This window comes from Kitasatospora sp. GP30 (genome assembly GCF_029892145.1).
In the GTDB taxonomy this organism is placed as follows: Bacteria; Actinomycetota; Actinomycetes; order Streptomycetales; family Streptomycetaceae; genus Kitasatospora; species Kitasatospora acidiphila.
In genome coordinates this window covers 78,015-103,438 of the sequence record NZ_JARZAH010000015.1, presented here as the reverse complement: position 1 = coordinate 103,438, position 25,424 = coordinate 78,015, and the positions used below count along the sequence as shown (strand labels likewise).

At 70.8% G+C, this 25,424-nt stretch carries 23 protein-coding genes and 1 pseudogene; 10 read left to right on the top strand and 14 right to left on the bottom strand.

Annotation, left to right across the window (positions count from 1 at the left end):
- Positions 1-100 precede the first annotated feature (100 nt).
- From P3T35_RS21975 to P3T35_RS21955, 5 genes are all read right to left on the bottom strand, one after another.
- Positions 101-832 carry a class I SAM-dependent methyltransferase gene (locus P3T35_RS21975; protein WP_101383996.1) on the bottom strand — a complete coding sequence of 244 codons (732 nt, stop codon included), beginning with the start codon at positions 830-832 and terminating at the stop codon, positions 101-103.
- Positions 833-1,039: 207 nt separating this feature from the next.
- Complete coding sequence (locus P3T35_RS21970; RefSeq protein ID WP_101383997.1) at positions 1,040-2,338, bottom strand: DUF3533 domain-containing protein; 1,299 nt, start codon at positions 2,336-2,338, stop codon at positions 1,040-1,042.
- A 92-nt stretch (positions 2,339-2,430) separates the two neighbouring features.
- Entirely contained in the window at positions 2,431-3,369 is a 939-nt protein-coding gene (locus tag P3T35_RS21965) for an AraC family transcriptional regulator (RefSeq protein WP_101383998.1), read from the bottom strand.
- A gap of 45 nt (positions 3,370-3,414) precedes the next feature.
- A complete protein-coding gene (locus P3T35_RS21960; RefSeq protein WP_101383999.1) occupies positions 3,415-4,338 on the bottom strand; it encodes an NADP-dependent oxidoreductase in 924 nt (307 codons plus the stop codon).
- 185 nt (positions 4,339-4,523) lie between these two features.
- Entirely contained in the window at positions 4,524-5,651 is a 1,128-nt protein-coding gene (locus P3T35_RS21955; RefSeq protein ID WP_280707404.1) for an MFS transporter, read from the bottom strand.
- 356 nt (positions 5,652-6,007) lie between these two features.
- Between P3T35_RS21955 and P3T35_RS21950 the strand changes: the two genes are divergently transcribed.
- Both P3T35_RS21950 and P3T35_RS21945 read left to right on the top strand, forming a co-directional pair.
- Complete coding sequence (locus P3T35_RS21950) at positions 6,008-6,376, top strand: helix-turn-helix domain-containing protein (RefSeq protein ID WP_101384001.1); 369 nt, start codon at positions 6,008-6,010, stop codon at positions 6,374-6,376.
- A gap of 181 nt (positions 6,377-6,557) precedes the next feature.
- Positions 6,558-6,980, top strand: a complete 423-nt coding sequence (locus P3T35_RS21945; protein ID WP_101384002.1) for an SsgA family sporulation/cell division regulator — start codon at positions 6,558-6,560, stop codon at positions 6,978-6,980.
- A gap of 7 nt (positions 6,981-6,987) precedes the next feature.
- Here P3T35_RS21945 and P3T35_RS21940 read toward each other — a convergent pair whose 3' ends face one another.
- Positions 6,988-7,479, bottom strand: coding sequence for an NUDIX domain-containing protein (locus tag P3T35_RS21940; RefSeq protein WP_101384003.1), 492 nt, complete (start codon positions 7,477-7,479; stop codon positions 6,988-6,990).
- A 24-nt stretch (positions 7,480-7,503) separates the two neighbouring features.
- On the bottom strand, positions 7,504-8,988 hold the full coding sequence (locus P3T35_RS21935) for an SDR family NAD(P)-dependent oxidoreductase (protein WP_101384004.1): 1,485 nt from the start codon (positions 8,986-8,988) through the stop codon (positions 7,504-7,506).
- A gap of 364 nt (positions 8,989-9,352) precedes the next feature.
- On the opposite strand from P3T35_RS21935, the gene P3T35_RS21930 reads away from it, so the two are divergent.
- Positions 9,353-10,324: a 2-hydroxyacid dehydrogenase gene (locus P3T35_RS21930; RefSeq protein ID WP_280707361.1), complete on the top strand. Its 972-nt coding sequence runs from the start codon at positions 9,353-9,355 to the stop codon at positions 10,322-10,324.
- Between the two features lie 29 nt (positions 10,325-10,353).
- Here the strand turns inward: P3T35_RS21930 and P3T35_RS21925 are convergent, their stop codons facing one another.
- Complete coding sequence (locus P3T35_RS21925; protein WP_280707357.1) at positions 10,354-11,145, bottom strand: arylamine N-acetyltransferase; 792 nt, start codon at positions 11,143-11,145, stop codon at positions 10,354-10,356.
- Positions 11,146-11,505: 360 nt separating this feature from the next.
- Between P3T35_RS21925 and P3T35_RS21920 the strand changes: the two are divergent.
- The 3 genes and pseudogenes from P3T35_RS21920 to P3T35_RS21910 all read left to right on the top strand — a co-directional run.
- Positions 11,506-12,093: pseudogene (locus tag P3T35_RS21920) on the top strand (IS630 family transposase); the annotation flags it as partial.
- A gap of 91 nt (positions 12,094-12,184) precedes the next feature.
- A complete protein-coding gene (locus tag P3T35_RS21915) occupies positions 12,185-12,481 on the top strand; it encodes a transposase (RefSeq protein ID WP_280707402.1) in 297 nt (98 codons plus the stop codon).
- A 20-nt stretch (positions 12,482-12,501) separates the two neighbouring features.
- The gene (locus P3T35_RS21910) at positions 12,502-13,056 is read left to right on the top strand and encodes a GNAT family N-acetyltransferase (protein WP_101384007.1); all 555 of its coding nucleotides are present in this window, start codon (positions 12,502-12,504) and stop codon (positions 13,054-13,056) included.
- 25 nt (positions 13,057-13,081) lie between these two features.
- Here the strand turns inward: P3T35_RS21910 and P3T35_RS21905 are convergent, their stop codons facing one another.
- Complete coding sequence (locus tag P3T35_RS21905) at positions 13,082-14,233, bottom strand: MFS transporter (RefSeq protein ID WP_101384008.1); 1,152 nt, start codon at positions 14,231-14,233, stop codon at positions 13,082-13,084.
- 196 nt (positions 14,234-14,429) lie between these two features.
- On the opposite strand from P3T35_RS21905, the gene P3T35_RS21900 reads away from it, so the two are divergent.
- Positions 14,430-15,389, top strand: coding sequence for an ArsR family transcriptional regulator (locus tag P3T35_RS21900; protein ID WP_101384009.1), 960 nt, complete (start codon positions 14,430-14,432; stop codon positions 15,387-15,389).
- A gap of 155 nt (positions 15,390-15,544) precedes the next feature.
- Here P3T35_RS21900 and P3T35_RS21895 read toward each other — a convergent pair whose 3' ends face one another.
- Complete coding sequence (locus P3T35_RS21895) at positions 15,545-16,438, bottom strand: VOC family protein (RefSeq protein ID WP_101384010.1); 894 nt, start codon at positions 16,436-16,438, stop codon at positions 15,545-15,547.
- A 296-nt stretch (positions 16,439-16,734) separates the two neighbouring features.
- Between P3T35_RS21895 and P3T35_RS21890 the strand changes: the two genes are divergently transcribed.
- Positions 16,735-17,628 (top strand): SDR family oxidoreductase, encoded by an 894-nt coding sequence (locus P3T35_RS21890; protein ID WP_101384011.1) that lies wholly within the window; start codon positions 16,735-16,737, stop codon positions 17,626-17,628.
- 61 nt (positions 17,629-17,689) lie between these two features.
- Here P3T35_RS21890 and P3T35_RS21885 read toward each other — a convergent pair whose 3' ends face one another.
- Together P3T35_RS21885 and P3T35_RS21880 are read right to left on the bottom strand one after the other, a co-directional pair.
- The gene (locus tag P3T35_RS21885; protein ID WP_101384012.1) at positions 17,690-18,694 is read right to left on the bottom strand and encodes a zinc-binding dehydrogenase; all 1,005 of its coding nucleotides are present in this window, start codon (positions 18,692-18,694) and stop codon (positions 17,690-17,692) included.
- Positions 18,695-18,751: 57 nt separating this feature from the next.
- Positions 18,752-20,959 carry an MMPL family transporter gene (locus P3T35_RS21880; protein WP_101384013.1) on the bottom strand — a complete coding sequence of 736 codons (2,208 nt, stop codon included), beginning with the start codon at positions 20,957-20,959 and terminating at the stop codon, positions 18,752-18,754.
- 237 nt (positions 20,960-21,196) lie between these two features.
- Between P3T35_RS21880 and P3T35_RS21875 the strand changes: the two genes are divergently transcribed.
- Positions 21,197-22,603, top strand: coding sequence for a histidine kinase (locus P3T35_RS21875; protein ID WP_101384014.1), 1,407 nt, complete (start codon positions 21,197-21,199; stop codon positions 22,601-22,603).
- Positions 22,600-23,265: a response regulator transcription factor gene (locus tag P3T35_RS21870; RefSeq protein WP_101384015.1), complete on the top strand. Its 666-nt coding sequence runs from the start codon at positions 22,600-22,602 to the stop codon at positions 23,263-23,265. Before P3T35_RS21875 ends, P3T35_RS21870 begins: the two co-directional genes overlap by 4 nt.
- Positions 23,266-23,432: 167 nt before the next feature.
- On the opposite strand, the gene rfbB is transcribed toward P3T35_RS21870, so the two are convergent.
- Together rfbB and P3T35_RS21860 are read right to left on the bottom strand one after the other, a co-directional pair.
- The gene (gene rfbB / locus P3T35_RS21865) at positions 23,433-24,410 is read right to left on the bottom strand and encodes a dTDP-glucose 4,6-dehydratase (protein ID WP_101384016.1); all 978 of its coding nucleotides are present in this window, start codon (positions 24,408-24,410) and stop codon (positions 23,433-23,435) included.
- Positions 24,411-24,567: 157 nt separating this feature from the next.
- Complete coding sequence (locus P3T35_RS21860; protein WP_101384017.1) at positions 24,568-25,242, bottom strand: response regulator transcription factor; 675 nt, start codon at positions 25,240-25,242, stop codon at positions 24,568-24,570.
- Positions 25,243-25,424 lie beyond the last annotated feature (182 nt).

Genomic DNA, 25,424 nt, shown 5'->3' with positions numbered 1-25,424 from the left:
GCCAGTCGATCGCCTGAACGAACGGGTGGGACGCGGAAGCCGTCGTCTTCCGCGATCGGCTGCGGGCCACTGCCGGCGACGGCCTGACGCGGCCGGTGACTTACTGGGCCGGCCGCTGTGCGAGGAAGACGAACTCCTTGCCCGGGCGGTCCGGGGCGTCGCGGATCTCGCGGAGCTGGTAGCCCGCGGTCAGCAAGTCCGCCTCGACCTCCCCGCTTTCGCGGAAGTGCAGGGTGGAGTCCGAGGTCAGTTCCTCGCCGGTGGAGGCAAAGACGTAGTGCCAGCGAAAGGTGACCAACTGGCGGTCGACGTCGATCAACTCTACCCATGACGCCACCTCGCCGACGCCCGACACATCCGTCACCGTATGGGAGTTCGCCCGGGTCCAGGACTCCCAGGCGCGCCTTGCCGGGTTCCGCGTCTCGAAGACCAGGTGGCCACCCGGTCGCAGTGCGTTTCTCGCGCGGGTGAGCGTGGTGTGCCAGAGACCGGGATCGACTATTGCCTGGGCGACGTTGGCGGTCATGGTGACCAGGTCAACCTGCAGCGGCGGCAGCGCGGTTGCATCACCGTGCAGCCAACGGACTTGCTCCGCACCCGGTTTGGCGCGGGCCACATCGAGGGAGGCGGCGGCCGGGTCCAGGCCGGTGACCTCGAATCCACGGTCGGCCAGTAGCAGCGCGAACACGCCCGTCCCGCAGCCGATGTCCAGCACCGTACGGGCGTTGAGGTGCTCGGCGATGCGGAGATACGCGTCGAGGTCCGGGCGCTCCGCCTCCAGCGGGTCGTAGAGTACGGCGAGGCGCGGGTCGGTGAAGAGCTCGTCAGCCATGCGGCTGAAGGTAGCGAGCCGGCGAGGGGAGCGCTCAGGGTTTTCGACGATGGTTGCGCCCAGGGTGCGTGATCAGGGCTTCGAGGGCACCGTGTGCTCTGGCCGTTGAAGTGCTGGTGGCGCGGTAGCTGTTGAGGTTGTCGGAGACCGGCGCCAGGGCGTCGCGCGCGCAGTTCCTGGCTCGGCTCCAAACACTGCCGCCTCCCGTCAGACACGGTCCTCGGGGGGCTGCGGCGTCAGCCGGTGCAGGCCCTTGTGGTCGTAGTAGCGGGTCATCAGGAACCCGAAGAGCAGTGCCGCCGCGATCGCGATCGCGATCATCACCCAGCCCCGGGTCAGACCGGCGTCGGCGCGGGCGTCGAAGTAGATGATCGCCCGTACCCCGCCGACCAGTTGGCGCATCGGCTCGAAGTTGCCCAGGAAGCGGTAGAAGCCCGGCGAGGCCTCCAGCGGGACGGTGGCCCCCGAGGAGGGCAGCGCCAGCGCGATGAAGACGAACATCGAGATCAGCTGCCCGATCCCGCCGAACGCCGCGTTGATGGCCTGGACGCCCAGCCCCACCGCCAGCGCGGCGCAGTACGAGAACAGCCAGAGCAGCCCCGCGTGCGGTGCGTCCATCCCCAGGATCGACACGGTGGCGACCATCACCAGCGAGCTGGTCACCAGGGCGATGCCGGCCGTCATCCCCATCTTCAGCAGCAGCGTCTGGGTGCGGCTGATCGGGACGGTGGGACGGCGGGTGTGCAGCGGGCCGATCTCGGTGTCGGCATAACCGAGCGCCGTGTCGACACCGTTGTGGATGATGTTGCCGCCGACGAAACCGGCCAGCACCAGCAGCAGGGTGTAGTAGAAGGCGGTCAGGCCGAGACCGCTGTGACTGCTGATGGGATAACCCGGCCTGGTGGTGATGGCGACCGGATCGGCCAGCAGCAGGCTGGTGGTGGCATCGGCACCGCCGGCGGCGGCGTTGGCCGACAACTGCTTCCCGATCGCGGCGGCCGACTGCTGCGCCGCGCCCTGGGTGATCTGGCTGGCCAGCGAGGAGGCCAGGCTGCCGGCACTCGGGTTGGTCAGCACCGTCAACGTCGGCCGGCCGGTGGCGTTCGGGGTGGCCAGCGCGGCGATCGAGGCGGTGAAGTCGGCGGGGATCACCAGCGCGCCGTACACCTTGCCCGACGCCAGCTCGTGCTGCGCCCGCGCCAGGCTCTCCCGGTGCCAGGAGACCTGGCCGCTCGGCGTGCCGGCCACGACCGCCGCGGCGACCTGGGTGCCCACGTTCTGCTGCTGGCCGGGCGGCGGCGGGCCGGTGTCGCCGTTCACCAGGGCGATCGGCAGATGGTGCAGGCTGCGGCTCGGGTCGACGATGCCGCCCATGTAGAGCAGCGAGAGGAACATGGCGACCAGCCCGCTCAGGACGGTCGGAAACAGCCACAGCTTCCAGCGGCGCAGCAGTGCGAGGGCGCCGACCTGCCGGGGGCCGGGGCTCGGGGGGATCGCGGACGCCATGGGACTCCACGGATAGTCGGCCGTTGAACACGGTCGACCATAGTTCCTGGGGTATCGGCACAGCGCCCGCGACACGGGCGATCAACGGGCCGTCAGGCGGCCCGGCTCTGGCGGCGGTAACTGCCCGGCGCCTGGCCGTACTCCCGCTTGAAGGCCTTGCCGAGGGCGTACTCCGAGCCGTAGCCGGTCCGGTCGGCGACGATGCTCAGCGGGGTGTCGCTCTCCCGGAGCAGCTTGGCGGCCGTGGTCATCCGCCAGCGGGTGAGGTACGCCAGCGGGGGCTCGCCCACCTGCTCGGCGAACCGGCGCGCGAAGCCGGCCCTGGAGAGCCCGGCCCGGTCGGCCAGCGACGCCACCGTCCACGGCGCTGACGGATCGTCGTGGATCGCGGACAGCGCCGACGCGACGGCCCGGTCGCGCAGCGCGGCCGCCCAGCCGCACGCGGTGTCGGCGGGCTGCTCGTCCAGCCAGGCGCGCAGGATGTAGAGCAGGAGCGAGTCGATCAGCAGCGGCACGATGCCGTGCGAACCGATCCGGGGGTTCTCCAGTTCGCGGCCGAGCAGCTGCACGGCGGCGGTCAGTTCGGGGTAGGCGCCCGGCCGGGCCGGCAGGTGGATCAGCGCGGGCAGCTGGCCGAGCAGCGGGTGCGGCCGGCCCTGGTCCAGGTGGTAGGCGCCGCAGAGCAGGCTGGTGCGGGCGCCGTCGCCGCCGAGCGACAGGGTGCCGATCGGGGCGTCCGGGTGGCAGCTGGTGGTCCCGGACTCGGCGACGGGGGAGGAGGGGTGGTCGGCCAGGACGTGCCCGCGCCCGTCGCGCAGGAAGACCACATCACCCGGGCCGAGCGCGATCGACTCGGTCGGGCCCGCGGTGCCCTCCCCGGGCAGCAGCCAGCAGGTGCCCTGCAGCACCACATGGAAGCTCGCGCCGGGCACCGGTGCCAGCCGCAGGCCCCAGGGCGCGCGGCCCTCGGTGCGCACCGAGGCCGGCTGGCCGGTGCGCATCGAACTCAGTGCCTCCGTCAGGACGTCCATCCCGTTCCCCTCCATGTGGTGCTGCCCAGCACCGGTTGACTGCTGTCAGACCGTCAGGACGATCTTGCCCTGGGTGTGGCCGCCCTCGATCAGCGCATGGGCCTTGCCGGCCTCCTCCAGCGGCAGCACCTGGGAGACGTGCGGACGGACCTTCCCCTCCTCCACCAGTGCGGCGATGGCCTCCAGCGCCGCGTAGTCCGGCTCCACCGAGACGCCGACGAACCGCCGGCCGGCGGCGGCGACCTGCTCGGCCAACTCCGGGTTGCCGTGCTCCAGGACGGTGACCAGGGTGCCGCCCGGACGCAGCACCTTCAGTGACTTCTCGCCCTCGGCGTTGGAGTCGAACACCACATCGACGTCACTCAGCACCTCGGAGAAGTCGACGGCCCGGGAGTCGATCACCTCGTCCGCGCCCAGGCCGCGCACGAAGTCGTGCCGGGCCGCGCTCGCCAGCGCGATCACATGCGCGCCACGGGCCTTGGCGATCTGCACCGCCAGGTGGCCGACGCCGCCGGCCGCCCGGTGGATCACCACCCGGTCGCCCGGGCCGATCTTCGCCCGGTCCACCAGGCCCTGCCAGGCGGTCAGCGCGGCGAGCGGCAGCGCGGCGGCGTGCACGTGGTCGATGCCGGCGGGCTTGCGGGCCACCTGCCGCGACGGGGTGGCCACGTACTCGGCGTAGCCGCCGGCCTCGCGGGGGAAGAACGGCATGCCGTACACCTCCTCGCCCACCTCGTACCGGGCACCCGGGCCGGCCTCCTCGACCACACCGGAGATGTCCCACCCGAGGCCGAACACCGGCTCGCCCAGCAGCGGGAAGGCGCCGGAGCGGACGGCCGCGTCCACCGGGTTGATGGCGCTGGCGTGCACCCGGATCAGCACCTCCCCGGAGAGCGGCTTGGGGCGCTCGGTCTCCACGACCTCCAGCACCTCGGGACCGCCGAAGGACTTCTGAACAACAGCACGCATTGGGGTTTCCCTCCCTGATGGCCCGGCAGTTCGCCGGGCTCTCGTTGACGTGATCAACGGTAGGCGGGACGGGTGAGACGGAAAATGGCCCATGGTCCAGCTTTTGTGTCCCAGCGTCCACAGTGTTGCGGCTCTCGGCCATCCCCGGCTTCCAACTGGGGTGGGCGCCGACGGCTGGGTCGGTGTCAGCTGGGTTCGACGATGCGTCGGCGGTTGACCGTCACCAGCACCCCGCCGACCAGCGCCAGGCCGGCCAGCACGGCAGCGAAGACCGTGGCTCCGGTGGTCAGGCCGATCGCGTCGCTGAGGTAGCCGGCGGCCACCGGCAGCAGCCCGGCGGGCAGGTAACCACCCACATTCAGCGCCGCGTTGGCCTCCGCCAACCGCTCGGTCGGCACTGCGGCGCTGAGCAGCGACAGACCCGCCAGCTGGCCCAGGCCCTGGCCGGCGCCGGCCAGCACGGCCGCGAGCACCAGCAGCACCACCGAGCCGCTGCGCACCGCGGCGACCAGCACCGCCATGGCGAGCACGGTCGAAGCGCCGCTGGCGAGCAGCACCTGGCGGCGCTTGGCGCGCTGGACCGCGAACTGGGCTCCGGTGGCGGCGGTGAACATCACAAACGCCATGGCTCCGGCCAGAATTCGGCTGCTGGAGTGCAGCAGGCCGGCCAGCAGCGAGGGGCCGAGCGAGAGCACGAACGAGGTGGCCGTGATGCCGGGCGCGAAGGCGGCGATGCCGAGCAGCAGCGGCACACGGCCCTCGGCCGGTACGCCGGGGATCCGCACCCAGCGCCCCTGGCCACGCTCCTGCGGCCGGCGCAGTGGCATCCGCAGTACGGTGACCACGGCGGTCAGCAGCAGGGCGGCCTCGACGACGAAGACGGTGACGGTGGGGCCGGGCAGGGTCTGAGCGAGGACGCCGGCCAGCAGCGGGCCGAGTCCGGCGCCGACGACCATGGCGCAGGAGGCGACCAGGGCGCCCAGCGGGCGGCGCGCGGGGCCGGCCACGTCGGTGACCGCGGCCATGCCCGCGCTCACCACCGCGCCGACCGCGATGCCGGTGAGCAGGCGGGCGACGATCAGCGCCGCGACCGACTCCGCCGTGGCGAAGACGGCGCAGGCCACCAGGCCCAGGGCGAGCGCGGGCAGCAGCACCACTTTGCGTCCCAGCCGGTCCGAGGCGATGCCGCTGACCAGCAGCGACGCCAGCAACCCCGCGATGTAGCAGGCGAAGACGACGGTCAGGGTGCCCTTGGAGAACCCGATGGAGCGCTGCCACAGCACATAGAGCGGGGTCGCGGCGTTGGACAGCATGAAGACCGCGGTCACGGGCCAGGCCGCCGCCCAGATCCACCGGCGCGGGGCGTCGGCGGCCGCCGCGGGGGCGGGGATCGACCGGGTCGGTATCGGTGCGGAAACGCTACTGCGGGCGAAAGCCATGAGAGGTCTCCCGGGAGACGGTAGGGGTGTCCTGAGGGTGTCCTGACGACACGTCAGGCAGAGCGGAGCAGAACAGGGCGGCACAGAGCAGAACAGAACAGAGCAGAGCAGAACAGAGCAGAGCAGAGCGAGAGTAGTACGAGATTTCTCGAACTGACCATACAGTACGATTGAAGTCGTACTGCTCGCGACGATTGACGTCGTACTGTTCGTGATCGGGAGGGACCCACGTGACCAGCACCGCGCCGTCACCCTTCAAGGCGCACCCGCCGCGCCCCGACACGCCGGAGCCGCTCGCCGAACCCGCCGTCGAGGAACTGCGCCTGGAGCACATCCTCGGCGCGCTGGCCGACCCGCTGCGGCTGGCCATCGTGCAGAAGCTCCTGCTGGACGCCGAGGAGTTCGACCACCCGTGCGGCTGGTTCGGCATCGATCGCCCCAAGTCCTCGCTGACGCACCACTTCCGGGTGCTGCGCGAGGCGGGAGTCACCCGCCAGCGCCAGTACGGGCTGGAGCGCCGCAGCCAGGTGCGGGTGGCCGATCTGGAGCAGCGCTTCCCCGGACTGCTCGCCCTGGTTGCCGACTGGGAAGCGCAGTAACCGGCTGATCCGGTATCGGCAAGGTGTGCAGGTCCGCACCGGCCCGGGCGAGTTGGCGCAGGCTCCGGCGGCTTCGCGCCGATCCGGCGGGCGTCGCCGGGTTTGGGCGGCGCGGATCGGGGCAGGAGCGCTCGCACGACAGCGCCTGGGGAGCGCACCGGCCGGATCGGAGGCGTACGAGATGAGCGTGAACGAGTCGACGGTGACGGCCGAGGTGGAGATCGAACTACTGGTCCCCGGCCAGCCGGAACGGATCGCGCTGCGATCCACCTGGGCCTATGACAGCTACGATCCGCTGGCGGTCCGGGTCGACTTCCTGATGCCGCTCGGCGTTCCCGAGCGCTGGACCTTCGCCCGGGAACTGCTCGCCGAGGGCCTGGACGCCCCGGCCGGCCACGGCGACGTGGTGCTGCAACCCGAGGCCGACCTCGACCACGTACGGATGCTGCTGCGCGGCGCCAACGGAGCGGCGGCCGTGCTGCGGGCGGCCGAGCGGGCCCTGCGGGACTTCCTGGACCGCAGCTACGCCCATGTGCCATCGGGCGGCGAGCAGTGCACACCCGCGCTGGACCGCTGGCTCGGCGGGGTACTGGAGGAGGACTGACGAACCGTCAGAGGCGATAGGCGTGCACACCCGGCGGCAGTTCGGCGGCGTTCGGCAGCCACTGCGCCAACACCCAGGCGGACGGCCCGAACATCGGCTCCGGCAGCTCGTCCAGCCCCCGCCGCTCCCAACCCGCGCAGGCGTGCGGCTCCGTGACATACGCCGGATCGTCGGACGGCGGCGCCAGCACCGCCGCCGTCAGCCGCGGCCACCCGGCCAGATGGTCCAGCACCACGCCCAGCACCCGCATCCGCTCGGCGGGCAGCACGATCCCGGTCTCCTCGGCCAGTTCGCGCGCGGCGGTCTGCTCGAAGGACTCGCCGGGCTGGTCCGCCTTGCCACCGGGCAGGCTCCAACTCGGCGACTCCCCGGCCGTGGTGCGGCGACCGATCAGCACACCGCGACCGTCCATCGTCGGAACGATCACCCCCGCGCCGATCAGGGGCGATTTGATCGGCGGGTTCACCAGGAGGGGGCGCATGGCCGGGGTCGCGGTCATCTGATCACCGGTTCCTTCCAGTTATCACCAGTTGCTGGGCTCGAAGTCCTTCAGGAAGCAGCCGAACAGATCCTCGCCGCGCTCACCGCGCACCACCGGGTCGTACACCCGGGCCGCGCCGTCCACCAGGTCGAGCGGGGCGTGGAAACCCTCCTCCGCCAGCCGCATCTTCTCCGGGTGCGGCCGCTCGTCGGTGATCCAGCCGGTGTCCACGGCCGTCATCAGGATGCCGTCGGTCTCCAGCATCTCCCGGGCACTGGTCCGGGTGAGCATGTTCAGCGCGGCCTTCGCCATGTTGGTGTGCGGGTGGCCGGCGCCCTTGTAGCCACGGGAGAACTGGCCCTCCATCGCGGAGACGTTCACCACGTACTTGCGGCGGGCCGGCGACGCGGCCAGCGCCGGGCGCAGCCGGCTGACCAGGATGAACGGCGCCGTCGAGTTGCACAGCTGGACCTCCAGCAGCTCGATCGGGTCGACCTCGCTCACCGTCTGCACCCAGCTGTTGGTGTCCACCAGGTCGGGCACCAGGCCGCCCGCGTCGATCGCCGTGCCGGCCTCGATCCGGGCCGGCGAGGCCGAACCGGTGACCAGCGCCAGCTCGGCGACCTGCTGCGCCGACAGCCCGTCGCCGCCCGCCCGACCGGGCAGCGCCGGACGCTCCACCGAGCCGCTGCCGAACGCGCCGATGACCTCGCTGGCCGGCAGCTCACCGGCCGGCAGCGGTGCCGACTCGGCGCTCACCAGCTCCGCGTAGGCGGCCGGGGAGCGGCGCACGGTCTGTGCGGCGTTGTTGATCAGGATGTCCAGCGGGCCGTCCGCGGCCACCGAGTCGGCCAGCGCGACCACCTGGGCGGGGTCGCGCAGATCGATGCCGACGATCTTCAGCCGGTGCAGCCAGTCGGCGCTGTCCGGCATCGCCTTGAACCGGCGGATGGCGTCGTTCGGGAACCGGGTGGTGATCGTGGTGTGCGCGCCGTCCCGCAGCAGCTTCAGCGCGATGTACATCCCGATCTTGGCCCGGCCGCCGGTGAGGAGCGCACGGCGACCCGTCAGGTCGACCTGCTGGTCGCGCTTGATCCGATTGGTGACCGCACACTTCGGGCAGAGCTGGTGGTAGAACGCGTCCACCTCGACGTAGCGGTCCTTGCAGACGTAGCAGGAGCGCGGCCGCGTCAGGATGCCGGCGATCTCCTGGCTCGTGGTCGGCGAGGTGAGGCCGAACACACCGGCCGTCTCGTCGTCGATCCGCCCCGGCGCGCCGGTCGCGGTCCGGGAGGTCACCGCACGGTCGTTGGCGGTCTTCGCCGCCCGCGTCTCCTGGCGGCGGCGCTGCTTCACGGTGCGGAAGATGTGCGCGACCGCCCTGCGGACGGCGATCGCGTCCGGGTGGTCGACATCCAGCTCGTCCAGCTCCGCCAGCACGTCCAAGCAGTGCCGCAGCCGCTCGGGGTCGATGCCGGGACCGTACTCGATCTCGCCCGCGACCTGCTGCTCCACTGCCCTCGTCATTCCGCTGCCGCTTCCCTGCTCGTCCTGGTACCCGCACTGATTACTCGATGAATCGTACGGAGTGCCGGTCGAGCGGCCAAACGACGGCCGGTGGACCGGTAGCGGGCGGGTGCGGCCCGGTCGGTGGGTGGTCGGTAGATTGCGCGACATGATCCCTGCGCCTGCCACCGCGTCCGCCGCCACTGAGGCCGTGGCCACCGCGTCCGCCGCCACTGACTCCGATGCCAGCGGGTCTGCTGCCGCTGAGTCCGATGCCAGCGGGTCTGCTGCCGCTGAGTCCGCTGCTGCCGCTGAGTCCGCTGCTACCGCGCCCGCTGCAGCCGAGTCCCTTGCTGTGGAGTCCGTTGGTGCGGAGTCCGTTGGTGTGGAGTCCGCTGCCACGGAGTCGGCTGCCACCAGGTCCGCGCCCGTCGTGCTGCTGCCGTACCCCGCCGAGCAGGTCCCCGGCCTGCCAGACGGCCTTGAGCTGCACACCTTCGACGGCGACGCCTGCGACGGCCGCCCCGGGCCGCCGCCCGCCGAGCTGCTGGCCCGCGTCGAGCTGCTGGTCACCCCCTATCTGCGGACCAGCACCGTGCTGCCGTTCCTCGGCTCGATGCCGCGCCTGCGGGTGGTGCAAACGCAGACCGCCGGGGTCGACGACATCGCCCCGCACCTGCCCGCCGGGGTCACCCTCTGCAACGCGCGCGGGGTGCACGACGCCAGCACCGCCGAGCTCGCCGTGGCGCTCACCCTGGCCTCGCTGCGCGACCTGCCCGGCTTCGTACGCGGCCAGGACGCCGAGCAGTGGCGGTCCGGCTTCTACCCCGCGCTGGCCGACAAGAGGGTGCTGATCGTCGGCTACGGCTCGGTGGGCGCGGCGATCGAGGCCCGGCTGCTCCCCTTCGAGGTCGAGGTGACGCGGGTGGCCCGCACCGCCAGGACCGTGCCGCAGGGCCCGGTGCGCTCACTCGCCGAGCTGCCCGAGCTGCTGCCGCACGCCGATGTGGTGATCCTCGCCGTGCCGCTCACCGACCAGACCCGGCACCTGGTGGACGCCCGGTTCCTGGCCGCCATGCGCGACGGTGCGCTGCTGGTCAACGTGGCCCGGGGCGCCGTGGTGCGCACCGACGACCTGCTCGCGGAGCTGACGGCCAGGCGACTGCGGGCCGCGCTGGACGTCACCGACCCGGAGCCGCTGCCCACCGGCCACCCCCTCTGGCACGCGCCCGGCGTGCTGATCTCGCCGCACGTCGGTGGCAGCTCCTCGGCGTTCCTGCCGCGCGCCCAGCGGCTGATCGGCGCACAGCTCACCCGGTTCGCCAAGGGGGAGCCGCTGGCGAACGTGATGAACTGATGCTGCCGGGTCGGCCCGGGTCAGCTGGGTCAGCCGAGGCGCTGGAGCTGGTCCAGGGTGAGCGTGATGCCGAAGTGCTCGCGGTAGGCGTCCAACCGCTGCTGGTCGGTGGCTAGCTCCTGCTCGGTCCGCTCCCCGTCGTCGCCGGTGTGGATCAGCCGGTTGCGGACCAGGGAGACCCGACCGGACTTGGTGGGCAGCGAGCACAAGGTGCGCTGGGTGAAGGTGGACGCCGGGGACGTCGCCTGGAACCAGCAGACTGGTGCGAAGTCGGCGAGCTGGTAGGGGCGTTGGTCGATCCGGTACTGCGGCTGACCGTCGGCGAGCACATCCAGGTCAGGCGGAAAGCCGCTGCTCCCGGTGCGCTGCTCGGTGATCCGGAAGGTACCGGCCGGGTCGACCTGCTCGCCGCGCTCAGCCAGGCACAGCGGCAGGAAGCTGAACCGGCCGAAGCCCACGTCCACCAGCCACGCCTGCTCAAGCTGGACCCGCAGCGTCATGTGGTCCATCGGGATCCCCGGCGTGCCCTCGGTGAACACCCGGGCACCGAGCAGCTCCACCCGGTAGCCCAGCGCGGTGAGCAGCGCGGCGAACGCACCGTTGAGTTCGTAGCAGAAGCCGCCGCGACGCTGCTCCACCACCTTGGCGACCAGCGCGTCCTGGTGCAGCGTGATCGGCTCGCCCAGCCGGACGCTCAGGTTCTCGAACGGCACCGCGGCGAGGTGAGCTCGCTGCAGGGCGCGCAGGCTCGCCAGGTCAGGGGAACTGGGGCGGGGTACGTCGATCCGCTGGAGATAGGCCGCCAGCTGAGCGTCACGCACGGTTCCCCCTCTCGGTCCGGTTGCCATCGGTACGGCGACAGTTGATCTTCCGTCACACTACCGTGGCCCACTGACAGGGTGGTTGGGCAGGCGCTGTGGGCGGTTGGACGGTTGGGCGACCGCGGCCGGCCGGCCGACCGGCTGGCTGGCTAGTGGCTCGGCTCGATAGGTCGGCCGGGAAATTGATCGACTGCTGGTAGTCCGTCAGGCTGTCTTCGGGATCTGATCTTGGAGGTGGTCGTGGGGCGTCGTTCGGGAGTGTTCGCTCGGCCGGTGAGCGTGGAGGAGGGCCGGCGGCTGCAGCGGATCGGCCGGACCTCGAAGGAACCGGTCCGGCTCCGGCGGGCAATCGTGGTGCTGATGTCTGCGCAGGGGCAGTCGGTGCGAGACATCACCACGCTGCTCCAGGTCGGCGAGGAGTACGTGCGAGATGTCATCCACGCCTTCAACGAGCGGGGGTTCGACGCGCTGGACCCAAAATGGAGCGGGGGACGCCCGAAGACGATCAGTGACCAGGTGCGCGAGCGCATCTGCCTGATCGCCCGGACGTCCCCCGCCGATTGGGGCATCGCCGCCTTTTCCACCTGGAGCCTGGCCAAGCTTGCCGAACACCTGGTCAAACACAAGGTTGTCACCGCCGTCACTAGGGAGACCCTGCGCCGGATCCTGCGCGAGGGCAAGGTGTCCTGGCAGACGACAACGACGTGGAAGGCCTCCACTGACCCGGCCTTCATCTCCAAGATGCACCGGGTCTTGGAGCTCTACGACACGCCACCCGCCGACGGTCGGGTGATCTGCGTGGACGAATTCGGTCCGCTCAACCTCCAGCCCCGCAAGGGCAAGGCCTGGCGGCCCACGCGTTCGCCGCGTCGGCTGCGGGCCACGTACAACCGGTACGACGGTGTGATGCACATGCTCGCCGCCCTCGACCTGGCCACCGGCAAGATCTACTACCGGATCCGCAAGCGGAAACGGTGGCGCGAGTTCCTCGGCCTGCTCAAGGCTATGTGCCCGCTGGCCCGGGGAGAAGCTGTACATCGTGTTGGACAACTTCTCCCCGCACAAGCACCCCAACGTGCGGGCCTGGACGGCGGCGAACGAGGTCGAACTGGTCTTCCTGCCCACCTACGGCTCGTGGCTGAACTGGATCGAGTCCGAGTTCGCGGCGCTCCGCTATTTCGCGCTCAACGGCACCGACCACCGCAGCCACGACGAGCAGAACGCCGCCATCGCCGCCTACGTCCGCTGGCACAACGCACGCGCCCACCCCAAGAGCAACTTCGCGCCCGACTCGGTGATCCGCGGCTGGACCGACTACCCCGCCCGGGCCGCCTGACACAGCCCTACGATCTCGGCATGAGCGACCAGAACCCGGCCAACGAAGAGCTGACAACCACCCGACTGTCGTTGCGGCGTCCGACCGCGGCCGATATCGACGCCATCTTCGCGATCCACAATGACCCCGCCACCTGTGTCCACAACCCTTCCGACGCACTTGCCCAGCGTCATGACGCTCAGCAGCTCTACCTGCGTTGGAACGACCAGTGGCAACGCTGCGGCTACGGCTACTGGGTCGTCCGGCACCACGACATGACCCGCCAGCTGGGGTTCTGTGGAGTCAAACCCATGGACCTCGCGGGAATGAAGATCCTCAACCTCTTCTACCGCTTCGACGCCTCCACCTGGGGACAAGGCCTGGCCACCGAGGCGGCAACCGTCGTTGCCGCCTGGGCAGCGCGGCAGGTCCCGGACCTCCCGCTCATCGCCCGAGTCCGACCGGACAACATCGCCTCCCAACGCGTGGCGATCCGCGCTGGCCTGAACCGAGCAGAACATCTCGATGGACCTGGCTACGACGGATTCGACTGGATCTTCGCTGCAAACCTGCCCAACAGTCACACACCCAAATAGCCGTCCAACCTTCCGAGCAGAGCCACTAGCGCGGGCGGTCGGCCAGCCCTGGCGCCAGGACCGAGGTGACCGCCAGTGAACCCGCGGCCAGCAGTGCGATGGCGACTGCCGGGCCGGCGTGCTCGGCCACCGCGCCGGCCAGGGCTGCGCTGAGGCCCTGCGCGGTGCCCATGCCCGCCGAGTGCAGTCCGAGCGCCTGGCCGTGGCCGGTGGCGGGCGTGCGGGCGAGCAACTGCTCCTGGAGCGGGAGCGCGGCCGCATAGCCGACCGAGGCGACTGCGGCCGTCATCAGTGCGAGGGCCAGGGGTGGGTGGACGGCGAACAGCAGATAGGGCGCGGCGAGGAGGAGGTTCAGCGGAATGCCGAGCCGGGCCCGCAACCGGGGTGTCAGGAACCGGCCGACCACCGCGTCCCCGAGCAGCATCCCGGCGGCGGCCGCGGACAGCAGCAGCCCCGCCTGCCGGGGAGCGTAGGGCAGGAAGAGCGACTCGCAGCCCACGATCAGGCCGTTCGGCACCCAGAGCGCCAGGTACACCGAACGGCGGGCCCGGTCGGCGAGCAGCCGGGCGGTGGGCACGCCCCCGTGGCCCGCAGCGGCGCGCGGTGTCCGGCGGCTCAGCCCCAGCAGGGCCGCGATCGCCCCCGTCAGATGCAGCGCGGCGCCGAGCAGCAGCGTCTGGCCGGGTGTCAGGACGGCCGTGAGCACGCCGCCGACCGCGAAGCCGCAGACCTGCAGCAGGCCGTTGGCGACGTTCAGGGCGGCCCGGCCGAGCGGGTACTGGTCGCCCGGGAGCAGCTCGGACAGCAGTCCGTAGCGCACCCCGCCGCCGAGTGCCCCCGCCATTCCCAGTACCAGCAGTAGTCCGAACAGCGCCCACTCCGGCAGACCCGGTGCCGCCTGCAGCGCCGTGCCGGCCGCGAACAGCAGGGACAAGCCCGCCAACGTGGCCCGTGGCGGCAGCCGGTCGGCGGCGCGCAGCAGCGTGGCGGCGCCCAGCACCTGGGCCAGCGCCGAGCCGAACATCGCCAGGGCGGCCAGCAGCGGTGACCCGGTGGAGTTGAAGACCAGCGTGCCAAGCGCCAGCGAACCGACCGTCTGGGCGGCGACTTGGGCGCTGTTGAGGAGGAAGAGCGGTGTGAACTCCGGGGTGCGGAACAGGTTGCGATAGCTGGGCATGCAGGGAGCCTGCCGGGGGATGCGGCGGCGCGGGTACCGTTTCGCGGGAGCGCGAAAGGCGGGGCCGAAAGGCGGGGCCGAAAGGCCGGGCGCGAAAGGCGGAGGGCGATGGGTTCGGGGGGCGATGGGTGCGGGGGTACGGGGTGCGAGGGAGTAAGGGCTGCTGGGGTATGGCGGGGTGGAAAGGTCGCAGGCGTTGAGTTGGTGGGAGATCACCGCGGACACCCTGGCGGCAAGCCGGTTCGCGGTCTCGCCCCTCGCGGAGACCACGGCAGCCCTGAAGCTCCTGGAGCGGGCGAGCGCGGCCGATCCCGGTGAACGGACCTGGTTGGCCGCCCACCTGCCCGCCTACCGCGCCTGCCTGGCCGCGGACCCGGTCACGGCACGCCTGGTCCGAGCGGGCCTGGGCGGCTCCTGGAACGCGACCTTCCTGACCCCGACCCCCGACGCGACCGAACCCGACTTCGCTCGTGAACTGGACCGTCTCGCCAGTACCGCCCCCGCCGTCGCCCGCGCCGACCTGGCCGAGGCGCTCGGTGGCCCGCTCCCCGCCGAGCTCGACCGCCCCGACCTACCCCAGCGCGCGGCCGAATTGCTGGACCGTGTCTGGCGGCACACCGTCCAGCCGGACTGGCCGCGCCGACGCCGGATCCTGGAGTGCGACATCCTGGTCCGCACCGCCCGGCTCGCCCACGGCGGTTGGGAGTCCGCCTTGGACGAGCTACGCCCCGGCATGCGCTGGCTCGGTGCCAGCCGCCTGCGGATCACCTTGCGTGATCAGCCGCCACGTGAGCTCGCCGGCACCCGGCTGCTGTTCGTACCGGTGACGCCCAGCCAGGGCTGGCTGGCCTGGGACCAGCACCGACACGCCGTCATCTACCCCTGCACCGGCGCACTCGCCGACGCTGGGTCCGCCGCCCCGCCCGAGGCGCTCGCCAGGCTTCTCGGCCCGGCCCGCGCCCGGGTGCTGGTCCTCCTGGAGACTCCGCTGAGCACCACGCACCTGGTTGCCCTGACCGGCCAGCCGCTGGGCTCGGTCGGCCGCCACCTCAGGGTGCTGCACGATGCGGGCCTGCTCCGCCGCCGGCGCTCCGGACGCCTGGTGCTCTACGGGCGCACGGAGTTGGGTAACGCGCTGGTCGGCGGACGGGACTGAGGAGTTGGTACGTCGGGAGTTGCTACGTCAGGGCTGCTGCCTCGGGGCTGCTGTGTCGGGACTGCTGCCTCGGAACTGCTTCGTCGGGAGTTGCTACGTCAGGACTGCTGCGCCGGAACTGCTGCGCCGGGACTTGCTACGTCAGGACTGCTGCGTCAGTCATGGGGGTTGCCGAGCAGGCCGGTGTCCGGATCCCGGGCGGTGAGGCAGTAGTGGGCGCCCGTCGGGTCGCTCATCACGGTCCAGTACGGGTACTCGGCGACGAAGCTCGCGCCCAACTCCTCATGTGCCACCCGGGTGGTGGCACGGTCTGCGCAGGCGAAGTCCAGGTGGGCGCCGGCCTTGGCGGGCTCGCCGGTGCTGTGCGGGGCACCCTGGGTGCGCTCGATGCCTGGGGTGGCCGGAGGGGCGGTGGCCCGAGGCCCCAAGCGGTGTGGGGAGGCCGGGGCGGTCATGGCGTCCCCGGTGCCCAGGCGGTGGAGCAGGATCCGGACCGGCAGCCCTGCCGGTGGCTTCACCGCTCGGAACTCCGGCCGCGATCCGGTCAGCACCGGCCATCCCGTCAGTTCGCCCCAGAACGTTGTCTCCTCCTCGTACAGCTCCGGCGGAATGTCGATCGAGACCTGGTCGAGCCGGGCGCCTTCGAAGATGCTGGGCCGTCGCGCCTCGCCGTGCCAGGTGACCGCGCAGAACAACTGCCCTGCGGGGGAGGCGAGTACCACGAAGCCCTGCTCGGCCACCACGGTTGCACCCAGCGAGACCGCGCGCGCCACCAGCGCCGGGATGTCCTCGACCGCCAGATCCAGGTGTGCCCCGCCCGAGTCGCTCGCAACGCCTTGCAGCTTCAGGCAGGCGTCCGGTTCGGGTGTGCCGTTGGTGGTCCTCGTCTGGTGCTCGACCTTCGTCCCGTTCGGTAGCAGCGTTGCGAACTCCCGTTCTGTACCGCGTCGTTCGGAGAGCGAAGTCCCCGTGACCGCCGTCCAGAACTCGGCTGCCACGGTGAAGTGCTCCCGCGGCCGGTCCACGAAGGCGTATACCCAGCGGATCATCTCCGCTCCCCTCAGCTGGTCATCCCGATCCCGACATCCACCGCGATGCCATGAAGCCGGCAGCCGAGAGTGATGAGGCATGGTCGATATGACGGGACATCATATTCCCGGCTGGTGTGGACTTCTCCGATTCCGTATGAGCTGCAGTGATACCCGACCGGTATGGCCCGGTGCGGAGCCGGTCTTGGACGCGCTCGCGCTCGCGACCGCATGGTGGAACTGCCGGGCAGCTGCGAGGAGCAACCCAAGCAGTGCCAAGTGTGCCGAGAGTGTCGAAAGTACTGAAGGAGTGCACCATGCGCGTGTTCGTCACCGGCGCCACCGGATTCATCGGTAGCGCCATCGTTCGTGAGCTGTTGGGGGAGGGGCACAAGGTACTCGGCCTCGCTCGCTCGGACCGTGGCGCGGAGGCACTGACCGCTGCCGGCGCCGAGGTGCACCGCGGCTCGCTGGAGGACCTCGACAGCCTGCGGGAAGGGGCGGTAGCAGCGGACGGCGTCATCCACACCGCGTTTGCACATGACTTCGCCGACTTCGTCGGTGGCGCGCGAATGGACCGGCGCGCGATCGAGGCACTGGGTGAGGCGCTCGTGGGATCGGACCGGCCACTGGTCATCACCTCCGGTACGGCTGGTCTGGCCTCTGGTCGACTCGGCACGGAGGATGACTCCGCCGACCCCGAGTCGCCCAGGGGGTTCCGCATTCCTTCGGAGCAGGCGGCACTCGGGTTCGCCGACCGCGGTGTCCGGACCTCGGTAGTCCGGCTGCCGCCGTCGGTGCACGATGAGGGCGACCACGGCTTCGTCCCGACCCTGATCGGGGTCGCCCGCGACAAGGGCGTATCCGCCTACCCGGGCGACGGCACCAACCGCTGGCCCGCCGTCCACCGTCTGGACGCCGCACGGCTGTTCCGACTCGCCGTGGAGTCGGCACCAGCCGGCAGCCGACTGCACGGCGTTGCCGACCAGGCCGTCCCGGTCCGCGAGATCGCCGAGGTGATCGGCCGGCACCTGAACCTGCCCGTCGCTGCCCTCCCCGCCGAAGAGGTGGTTGACCACTTCGGCTGGCTCGGCGGCATCTTCGCGTCGGACGTCCCCGCATCGAGCGCCGTGACCCAGCAGCTCCTCGGCTGGAGCCCGGTCAAGCCCGGCCTCATCGAGGACCTTGACGCTGGGCACTACTTCCACTGACCGCTTGTTCGCCCCACCACCCGCGGGCTGACCGTTCGCCGCAGCAGTCGCTCGCCGGTGCTTACGCTTGGTCGGCCACCTGGAGCAGCAGCTTGCCCTGCACCGCACCCGCCTGCATCCGCTCATGGGCCTCGACGGCGGCGTTGAGCGGCAGCACTCCGGTGATGTCGATGGTCACCTGTCCCGTTGCCAGCAGATCGAAGGCGGCCAGGCCATGACTGCGCGCCAGCTGCGGATCACGACGGGACAGGTCGGCTATGTTGTAGCCGGCCAGCGTGCGGTTGTTCTTCCAGAGCGACAGCAGGGGCAGCTCGAGGTCGGGATGGCGAGCGGCCTCACCGAAGATCGTCACCCGGCCGAACGGGGCGAGCGCCTCCAGGCTCGCCAGGCGGGTGGGGCCACCGACCGGGTCGAGCACCACATCCACCCCGCGGCCTCCGGTGGCCTTCAGTACGGCCTCGCCGAAGCCCTCCCGGCCGAAGAGTTCGTCATAACCGAACCGGGTGGCGTACTCGGCCTTGGCAGTGCTGCCCACGGTGCCGTACACGGCCTTGGCGCCGAGGGCGCGGGCCAACTGCGCGGCGGCCGAGCCGACTCCGCCGGCCGCGGCGTGGATCAGCACGGTGTCACCGGGGCGGAGCCGCGCGGCCTCGGCGAGCAGGCCGTAGGCCGTGGGCAGCACCAGGCCGGCACCGCCTGCAGTGCGCAGGTCGATCTCGCCTGCGGCGGTGTGCAGCGGGAAGACCAACTCGGCGGGCGCCACGGCATACTCGGCGTACCCGCCACCCGTAGGCAGGTACGCCGCGACCGGGTCGCCGATCGCGAGCCCCTCGCCCGGCTCCACACCAGGGCCGAGCGCGGCGATGTGCCCGGACGCCTCAAGCCCGGTGACGTCCACACCGTCCGGCGGCCCGAAGTCACCGAGGCGGTGCTGGACCTCGCCATAGTTGACGCCCGCATACGCCACCTTGATCAGCACCTGGCCGGGCCCGGGCTCCGGCATCGGCAGCTCCATGGGGCGCAGGACCTGGGGCGCGCCGTTCTCGGTGAATCCGATCGCCTTCATCGACAACCCTCCCTTTGGGTCGTTCTGTTGCGTCATTTTGCAGGCCAACGGGCCTGTTCAGTGCTTTGTTCCCGACCTGCGGACTATGTGCAATGAGAAGTCGGCGGGCTGTGCAGGGTCGGTTGGTGGGATGGTCGCGGGGATTGGTTCGGCGTGTGCTTGAGCCAGATTGACACGCCGCCAGAGGGCCGCCAGCGGTGCCGGTGCCCACCAGGCCCAGCGCCCAAGCAGTCGCATGGTCGCCGGCACCAGCAGGATGCGCACCACGGTGGCATCGACGCCGACCGCTATCACCAGCCCCAAGCCCAGGAGTTGGAGGAAGGCGAGCGAGGAGAGGACGAACCCGCCGACCACCACGGTGAGCAGCAGCGCGGCGCTGGTGATGACGGGCCCGGTGCGTTGCAGGCCCACCGCCACCGAATCGACCGGATCCCCAGTGCGGTCGTATGCCTCCTTGATCCGGGAGAGCAGGAGGACCTCATAGTCCATGGCGAGGCCGAAGGCGATCGCCACGATCAGCACCGGGAAGTCGGCGTCAATGGCGCCGATCGGGGTGAAGCCGAGCACGGAATGCAGCCAGCCGTCCTGGAAGACCAGGGTGATCGCGCCGAGAGCGGAGCCCAGCGAGAGTAGGTTGAGCAGCACCGACTTGATCGGGATGGTCACCGAGCCGAAGGCGAGGAGGAGCACCACCGAGGAGACGAGGGCCACGAAGAGCGCCATCCAAGGTGCCCTGGCCGTGATCATCCCGACGATATCCACCCGGGAGAACGGCATGCCGGTGAAGAGCACCCTGCTGCCGGGCGGCGCCGGCTCGGCACGCAGCCGGTCCACCATGGTGCGGGCCTGACGGGACATCGGATCCATCGCATAGGACGCGGTGATCCTGGCAAGGCCGTCATGCACCGCCGTCACTCTGGCGTTCAACACCCCGGGAACCGTGTTCAACCCGGCGGCGTAGGAATCGAGTTGCGAACTGGTTGTGATCCCGCCCTGGACCACGGCGGTCATCGTGCGGGTCGGGTCCTGGCCGAAGTCGGCGGCGAACTCCCGGGTCACCACACGGGCATCGGCACCGGTTGGCAGGACCCAGTCGCCGGGGCGGGCCCAGTTCACGCCGAGGATCGGTGCCGTCAAGCCGACCAGCACTGCCAGGACCGCCACCGTGGTCAGCCGTGGCCGGCGCATCACGGCTCGGGCGGCCCGGTACCAGCGTGCGCCAGCGGCGCGGCCACGGGGGAGCGGAACCCGCCAGGCGTTCACCCGATGCCCGGTGATGCGCAGCAGCGCGGGCAGCAGTGTCAGTGAGCCGAACACCGCGAAGGCGACCACCGAGACACCCGCATAACCCATCGAACTGAGGAACCGCGAGGGGAAGAAGAGCAGACCGGAGAAGGAGATGGCGATGGCCAGGCCCGAGAACGCCACTGTGCGGCCCGCGGTGGCGACGGTGCGCTCGACCGCGCTGTCGACTGGTGACCCGGCGGCCAACTCCTCGCGGAAGCGGGTCACCAGGAAGAGCGCGTAGTCGATGGCCAGCCCCAACCCCAGGATGGTGATCACGTTGGTCACGCTGCTGCTGACCGGTGCCGCCAGAGTCACCAGCCGCAGCACGGCGAACGAGCCGACGGCCGTCACAGCACCGACCGCCAGTGGCAGGCTGGCGGCGATCGCGCTGCGAAACACCAGCACCAGCAGAACCAGCAGCACCGGGACCGACAGCAACTCGGCCCGCCCGATGTCCTTGCCGGTCAGCGTGTTCACCTGCTCGGTCATCGCGGTCAGCCCGCCGAACCGCACAGTGAGACCAGGGACCTCGAAGCGTTGCTCGATCCGCTGCAGCGCTTTGACCCGCTGCTGGTCGTCGGCCGAGGTGAACTGCAGCGCCACATAGGTGGCGTGGCCGTCACGGCTGAGGAAGCCGCTGCTGCCACCGGTGGACCAGTAGCTGTCCACCCGGGCCAGATCCTGGTGCGGGACACCGGCGACGACCGCCCGCACCCGGTCACCGAAGCCCGGGTCGGTGACTCGCAGCCGGTCGCTGCGGTAGACCACCACCACGTCGTCGGAGAGGCGCCCCAGCGGCCCGGCGAGCAGCCGATCGGCCTCGCTGGACTGGCTGCCCGGATCGTCGAAGCCAGCCCCGCCAGTGATCGCGCCGAACACCCCGGAGCCCCAGCCGCCGGCGAACAGGGCGAACAGGACGGCACCGATGACGACCCACCGTCGATGGCGGGCGGACCAACGCCCAAGGGACGCGATCATGGCTGGACTCCTTCACGAGCTGAGGGGATTTCAGGTTCGGGTAGTGCGGAATGCTTTGGATCGAACGTTCAATCAGGCCCTGGTCCAGCATGGCGTTTTGGCACCCCCCGGAACCTCAGGCAACTGGCCGGAGAAAACCGGCCAGAAGGAGGAGCGCAGATCTCCACCCCGAGGTGGAGATGAATTCCACCTCGGGGTGGATCAAGAAGTGCGGCCTGACGCCGTAGTGTCGAATGCATGGTGCAGAACTGGACCGCCCGGTTGGCCAGCCGTCGCTTCGGAGCGATGCGGCTGGTCCTGGTGGCCTTCGGTCTCGGATACCTGCTGCTGTTGCGGGACCCGAGCGCTTTCGCGCCGCGGGATTGGGCGATCGCCGTGGCCGCCCTGATGCTGTGCTGGATCGGGGCGGCCGGCCCGCTCAGCGCGGCGATCGGTCAGTCGGCTCTGCTGCTCGCCGCTGAACTCACCGCTCCTGCCGTGCTGCTGGAGGTGAAGATCGGTGTGGCCGCAGCGGTGCTCGACGTGGCCCTGCGCCGCTGGGGTCGGCCGGCGGTGGTCGCCGCGCTGGCGGTGGCCGCGGCCGAACTGCTCGGAGCGGGGAGCAGCGGCCCCTGGATCGACGGGCTGCCGGCAGCGCTCTACCGGTCCGCCCTGGTCGGCGGTGTGCCCTTGCTGGTCGCGGGGTACCTGCGCTCCAAGGAGCAAGCGGCACAGGCTGCCCAGGAACGGGCTCGCGAAGCGGAGCGCGGGCGGGAATTGGCCGAATGGGGTGCCAGAGCGGGCGAGCGGGCCGCCATCGCCCGCGAGCTGCACGACATGGTGGCTCATCACCTCTCCTCCACGGTCCTGAGGGTCGGTGTGGCCCAGCACGTCCTGCCGCAGACGGACCCGCGCCTTACCGAGGTGCTGGCGGATGTGCGTACCAGTGCCACGGCAGCCCTGGCCGACCTGCGGCGGCTCCTCACGGCGCTGCGAGATCCGGAGGCTCAGCAACTGGCTCCGCTGCTGGCCGATCCGGCCGATCTTCCCGATGCGGTGGCGGATGTGGTGAGCCGGGCCGAGACCGCCGGAGTCCGGGTGGCCGCTGAGATCTCGCCACAGCTCGCCGAGCTTGACGCCGTGCGTGGGCTGACGGTGCTTCGGCTGGTGCAGGAGGGGCTGGCCAACGTCGTCAAACATGGCGGTGCGGCGGCCGAGGTGAGGCTGCTGATCACCCGGCGCGGAGCAGCGATGGCCGTGGAGTTGGAGAACACCGTCACCGGTCCGACCCGACAGGCCCCCGGTTGGAGCCCGGTGACGACCGGCTACGGGTTGCTCGGCATGCGAGAGCGGGTGGCCCTGGTCGGTGGAACGATCGAGGCGGGCCCGGTAGCGGGAGGTTGGCGGCTCGCGGCCCTCCTTTCGGACCAACTGCCTGGCCGGCTGGAGCAGGATCCTCCCGCCCCACCCCTCCCGGGTGCGGCCCACGCCCGGGTCGAGTACTTCCCAACGCCCGGCAGTTTGCTGCTGGTTGACCCGTCAGCGTCGCCCGGAGAGCATCCGCCCGATGCCGTCATGTCCGGTGCAGTGGCGCCCGATGCCGTCACGCACGGTGCCGTCGTGCCCGATGTTGTCCTTCCCACCCCTCAGGAGGTGCTGCCATGACCACGGAGAAGGCCGACATCAGCGTGCTGATCGTCGACGACCAGCACCTGGTCCGCTTGAGTCTGCGGATGCTCTGTGAGTCCACGCCCGACCTGCGAGTGGTGGGCGAGGCGGTCAACGGTGCCGAGGCCGTTCGACTGAGCGCAGAGCTGCGGCCCAATGTCGTCCTGATGGACCTGCACATGCCGGTCATGGACGGCATCACCGCCAGCCGGGCGATCCTGGCGTCGAGTCCCGACATCCGAATCGTCGTCCTGACCACGTTCGATGACGATGACAAGCTGTACGCGTCGTTGGCCGCCGGCGTTTGCGGCTTCCTGGCCAAGGATGTCGCTCCGACCACCGTGCTGGACGCGGTTCGTCGGGCCGCCGCAGGCGAGAGCCCGTACAGTCCGGGTGTACTGAAACGGCTGGTGGCCCGGGCGGCCGACGGCTGGGCCGAGCACCGCCCCCAACCGGAGCCGCCCACTGGCGACATCACCGGCCGTGAGCGCGAGGTGCTGCGCCATCTCGCGGCCGGCTTGTCGAACAGCGAGATCGCCACACGCATGCACCTGGGCGTGACTACGGTGAAGACCCACGTCTCCAACCTGATGGCCAAGACGCACAGTCCGAATCGGGTGCGCCTGGCAGTACTGGCAATCGAGCACAACCTCGCCTGAGATTGCGGCAACCGCGCTACCCGGCCGGCTGGCTCGGGCGGTGCAGGCGGTGCACCCTCGCCGGCCGCTGTGCGACAGCTGTCGGCAGTCGGCGCCGGCCGCCGACAGCTCTCGGCGATGGTCGGTGGCTGGTGGCCGAGGTCCGTACGGGCGGGCGCCTCGCCGGGTCACTCCAGAGCCGCACGCCCAAGCAGCGGCTCCCACCAGTCGCGGTGGTCGCGGTACCAGGCGACGGTCTGCGCAAGGCCGTCGGTGAACGGGATGCGCGGTTCGAAGCCCAGCTCGGTCCGGATCTTCTCGGTGTCCAGCGAGTATCGCAGGTCGTGGCCCTTGCGATCCGGCACCCGCTCCACCAACCCCGGGTCCGCGCCAAGGGCCGTGAGTAGGAGGTCGGTTAGTTCACTGTTGCAGATCTCGGTACCGCCACCGATGTGGTAGACCTCGCCTGCTCGGCCGCGGTCAAGGACCAGGGCGAGGGCCCGGCCATGGTCCTGGACGTGCAGCCAGTCGCGGACGTTGCGCCCGTCCCCGTACAGCGGCACCGAACGGCCGTTCAGCAACCTGGTGGTGAAGAGCGGGATCACCTTCTCCGGGAATTGGTAGGGGCCGTAGTTGTTGGAGCAGCGGGTGACCACCACGTCCAGGCCATGGGTGCGATGGCAGGCCAGGGCCAGCAGATCGGCCCCGGCCTTGCTGGCGGCATAGGGCGAGTTGGGGGCGAGCGGTTGCTGTTCGGTCCACGAGCCGCTGTCGATCGAGCCGTAGACCTCGTCCGTGGAGACCTGGACGAACCGGCCGACCCGGTGCCGAAGTGCGGCATCCAGCAGTACCTGAGTGCCCATCACATTGGTGCGAACGAAATCCTCGGCGCCCCGGATCGAGCGGTCCACATGCGACTCGGCGGCGAAGTTCACCACCGCGTCCTGACCGGCCATCACCTGGTCCACCGCCACCGGATCACAGATGTCCCCGAGTACGAAGGAGAATCCGGGATGGTCGGCCACTTCCGCAAGATTCTCCCGGACGCCTGAATAGGTCAGCTTGTCGAATACCGTGATGCGGTCCTGTGATCGGGTGCGAAGCATCGAGCGGACGAATTCCGAGCCGATGAAGCCGGCACCGCCGGTTACGAGTACGCGCGTCATGGGAGAAACGTACTGCGGCCCGCAGCTCGGATGGTGGTCCATGGGCCGGATGATCCTCAGGCCAGATGATCCGCAAGCCGGACTGGCCGTCTGCCGGACGATCCGCACGCCGGACCACTGCGCGGCGGTACCGGGGGCCGCGGTGGTGGCAGCGGTATCAGGGTCGGCGCGCCGGGGGCGGGTTCAGAGCGTCGGGCGGTGCGACGCGGTGCGCGAGTGCCACGGCCGCGACCGAGGAGTGCACATCCAGTTTGATCATCAGATTCTGCACATGGGTGCGCACGGTGTTGGTGGACAGGAAGAGCCGCCGCCCGATCTCGGCCCGGCTCATCCCGGCCGACAGGCACCCCAGCACCTCGCGCTCCCGGGCGGTGAGGCTGGCCAGCCGCCCACTCTCCTCCTCCAAGGTGTCGCGCAGCGTCATCAACTCACTCATCACCCGGGTGAGCAAGGCGGGCGGGATCCAGGTCTCCCCGCGCCGGACCCCGCGGATCACCGTCAGCAACTGCTGCATCGAGCTGTCCTTGGACACCCAGCCGCGCACCCCGGCCCGGATCGCCGCACAGGCCAGATCCTCGCTGCGGCCACCATCGCTGAGCACCACCAGCGGAACGCCGAGCCGACACGGCCATGGCGAGGCGGCGCCCTCCTCGGCAACCAGTCCGATATCGGCCACCACCACATCGGCGTGCTCCGCGGCGGCGACCCGGCAGGCCGCGCGCATCCCGGTGACCGCATGGCTGGCCATCCCGACCTGCCGCAGTCCCAGGGCCAACACCTCGGCCACCGAGCGTCGGCGGTCGGCCACCACGACCTGGATCTCGCCGGCCACGGTTCGAGAATACGAGCGCCGGTGGACTGCGGCGATGTTGTCTGATTCGCTGGATGACACGGGGGATGCCGGATCACGCGGCAGGCGCACCGGAATCCGCTCCGGGCAGCGGTACGGAGCGCGACGCCCGGCGGCCGGCCGCACAGGCAAGGGCACGCCATGACCGATTCGTCCACGGGCCG

What these genes read in the sequence shown, in the direction of transcription:
- P3T35_RS21975 (WP_101383996.1), bottom strand. Translation starts at nt 832, where the DNA reads ATGGCTGACGAGCTCTTCACCGACCCGCGCCTCGCCGTACTCTACGAC.
- P3T35_RS21970 (WP_101383997.1), bottom strand. Translation starts at nt 2,338, where the DNA reads ATGGCGTCCGCGATCCCCCCGAGCCCCGGCCCCCGGCAGGTCGGCGCC.
- P3T35_RS21965 (WP_101383998.1), bottom strand. Translation starts at nt 3,369, where the DNA reads ATGGACGTCCTGACGGAGGCACTGAGTTCGATGCGCACCGGCCAGCCG.
- P3T35_RS21960 (WP_101383999.1), bottom strand. Translation starts at nt 4,338, where the DNA reads ATGCGTGCTGTTGTTCAGAAGTCCTTCGGCGGTCCCGAGGTGCTGGAG.
- P3T35_RS21955 (WP_280707404.1), bottom strand. Translation starts at nt 5,651, where the DNA reads ATGCTGTCCAACGCCGCGACCCCGCTCTATGTGCTGTGGCAGCGCTCC.
- P3T35_RS21945 (WP_101384002.1), top strand. Translation starts at nt 6,558, where the DNA reads ATGAGCGTGAACGAGTCGACGGTGACGGCCGAGGTGGAGATCGAACTA.
- P3T35_RS21940 (WP_101384003.1), bottom strand. Translation starts at nt 7,479, where the DNA reads ATGACCGCGACCCCGGCCATGCGCCCCCTCCTGGTGAACCCGCCGATC.
- P3T35_RS21935 (WP_101384004.1), bottom strand. Translation starts at nt 8,988, where the DNA reads ATGACGAGGGCAGTGGAGCAGCAGGTCGCGGGCGAGATCGAGTACGGT.
- P3T35_RS21910 (WP_101384007.1), top strand. Translation starts at nt 12,502, where the DNA reads ATGAGCGACCAGAACCCGGCCAACGAAGAGCTGACAACCACCCGACTG.
- P3T35_RS21905 (WP_101384008.1), bottom strand. Translation starts at nt 14,233, where the DNA reads ATGCCCAGCTATCGCAACCTGTTCCGCACCCCGGAGTTCACACCGCTC.
- P3T35_RS21895 (WP_101384010.1), bottom strand. Translation starts at nt 16,438, where the DNA reads ATGATCCGCTGGGTATACGCCTTCGTGGACCGGCCGCGGGAGCACTTC.
- P3T35_RS21890 (WP_101384011.1), top strand. Translation starts at nt 16,735, where the DNA reads ATGCGCGTGTTCGTCACCGGCGCCACCGGATTCATCGGTAGCGCCATC.
- P3T35_RS21885 (WP_101384012.1), bottom strand. Translation starts at nt 18,694, where the DNA reads ATGAAGGCGATCGGATTCACCGAGAACGGCGCGCCCCAGGTCCTGCGC.
- P3T35_RS21880 (WP_101384013.1), bottom strand. Translation starts at nt 20,959, where the DNA reads ATGATCGCGTCCCTTGGGCGTTGGTCCGCCCGCCATCGACGGTGGGTC.
- P3T35_RS21875 (WP_101384014.1), top strand. Translation starts at nt 21,197, where the DNA reads ATGGTGCAGAACTGGACCGCCCGGTTGGCCAGCCGTCGCTTCGGAGCG.
- P3T35_RS21870 (WP_101384015.1), top strand. Translation starts at nt 22,600, where the DNA reads ATGACCACGGAGAAGGCCGACATCAGCGTGCTGATCGTCGACGACCAG.
- rfbB (WP_101384016.1), bottom strand. Translation starts at nt 24,410, where the DNA reads ATGACGCGCGTACTCGTAACCGGCGGTGCCGGCTTCATCGGCTCGGAA.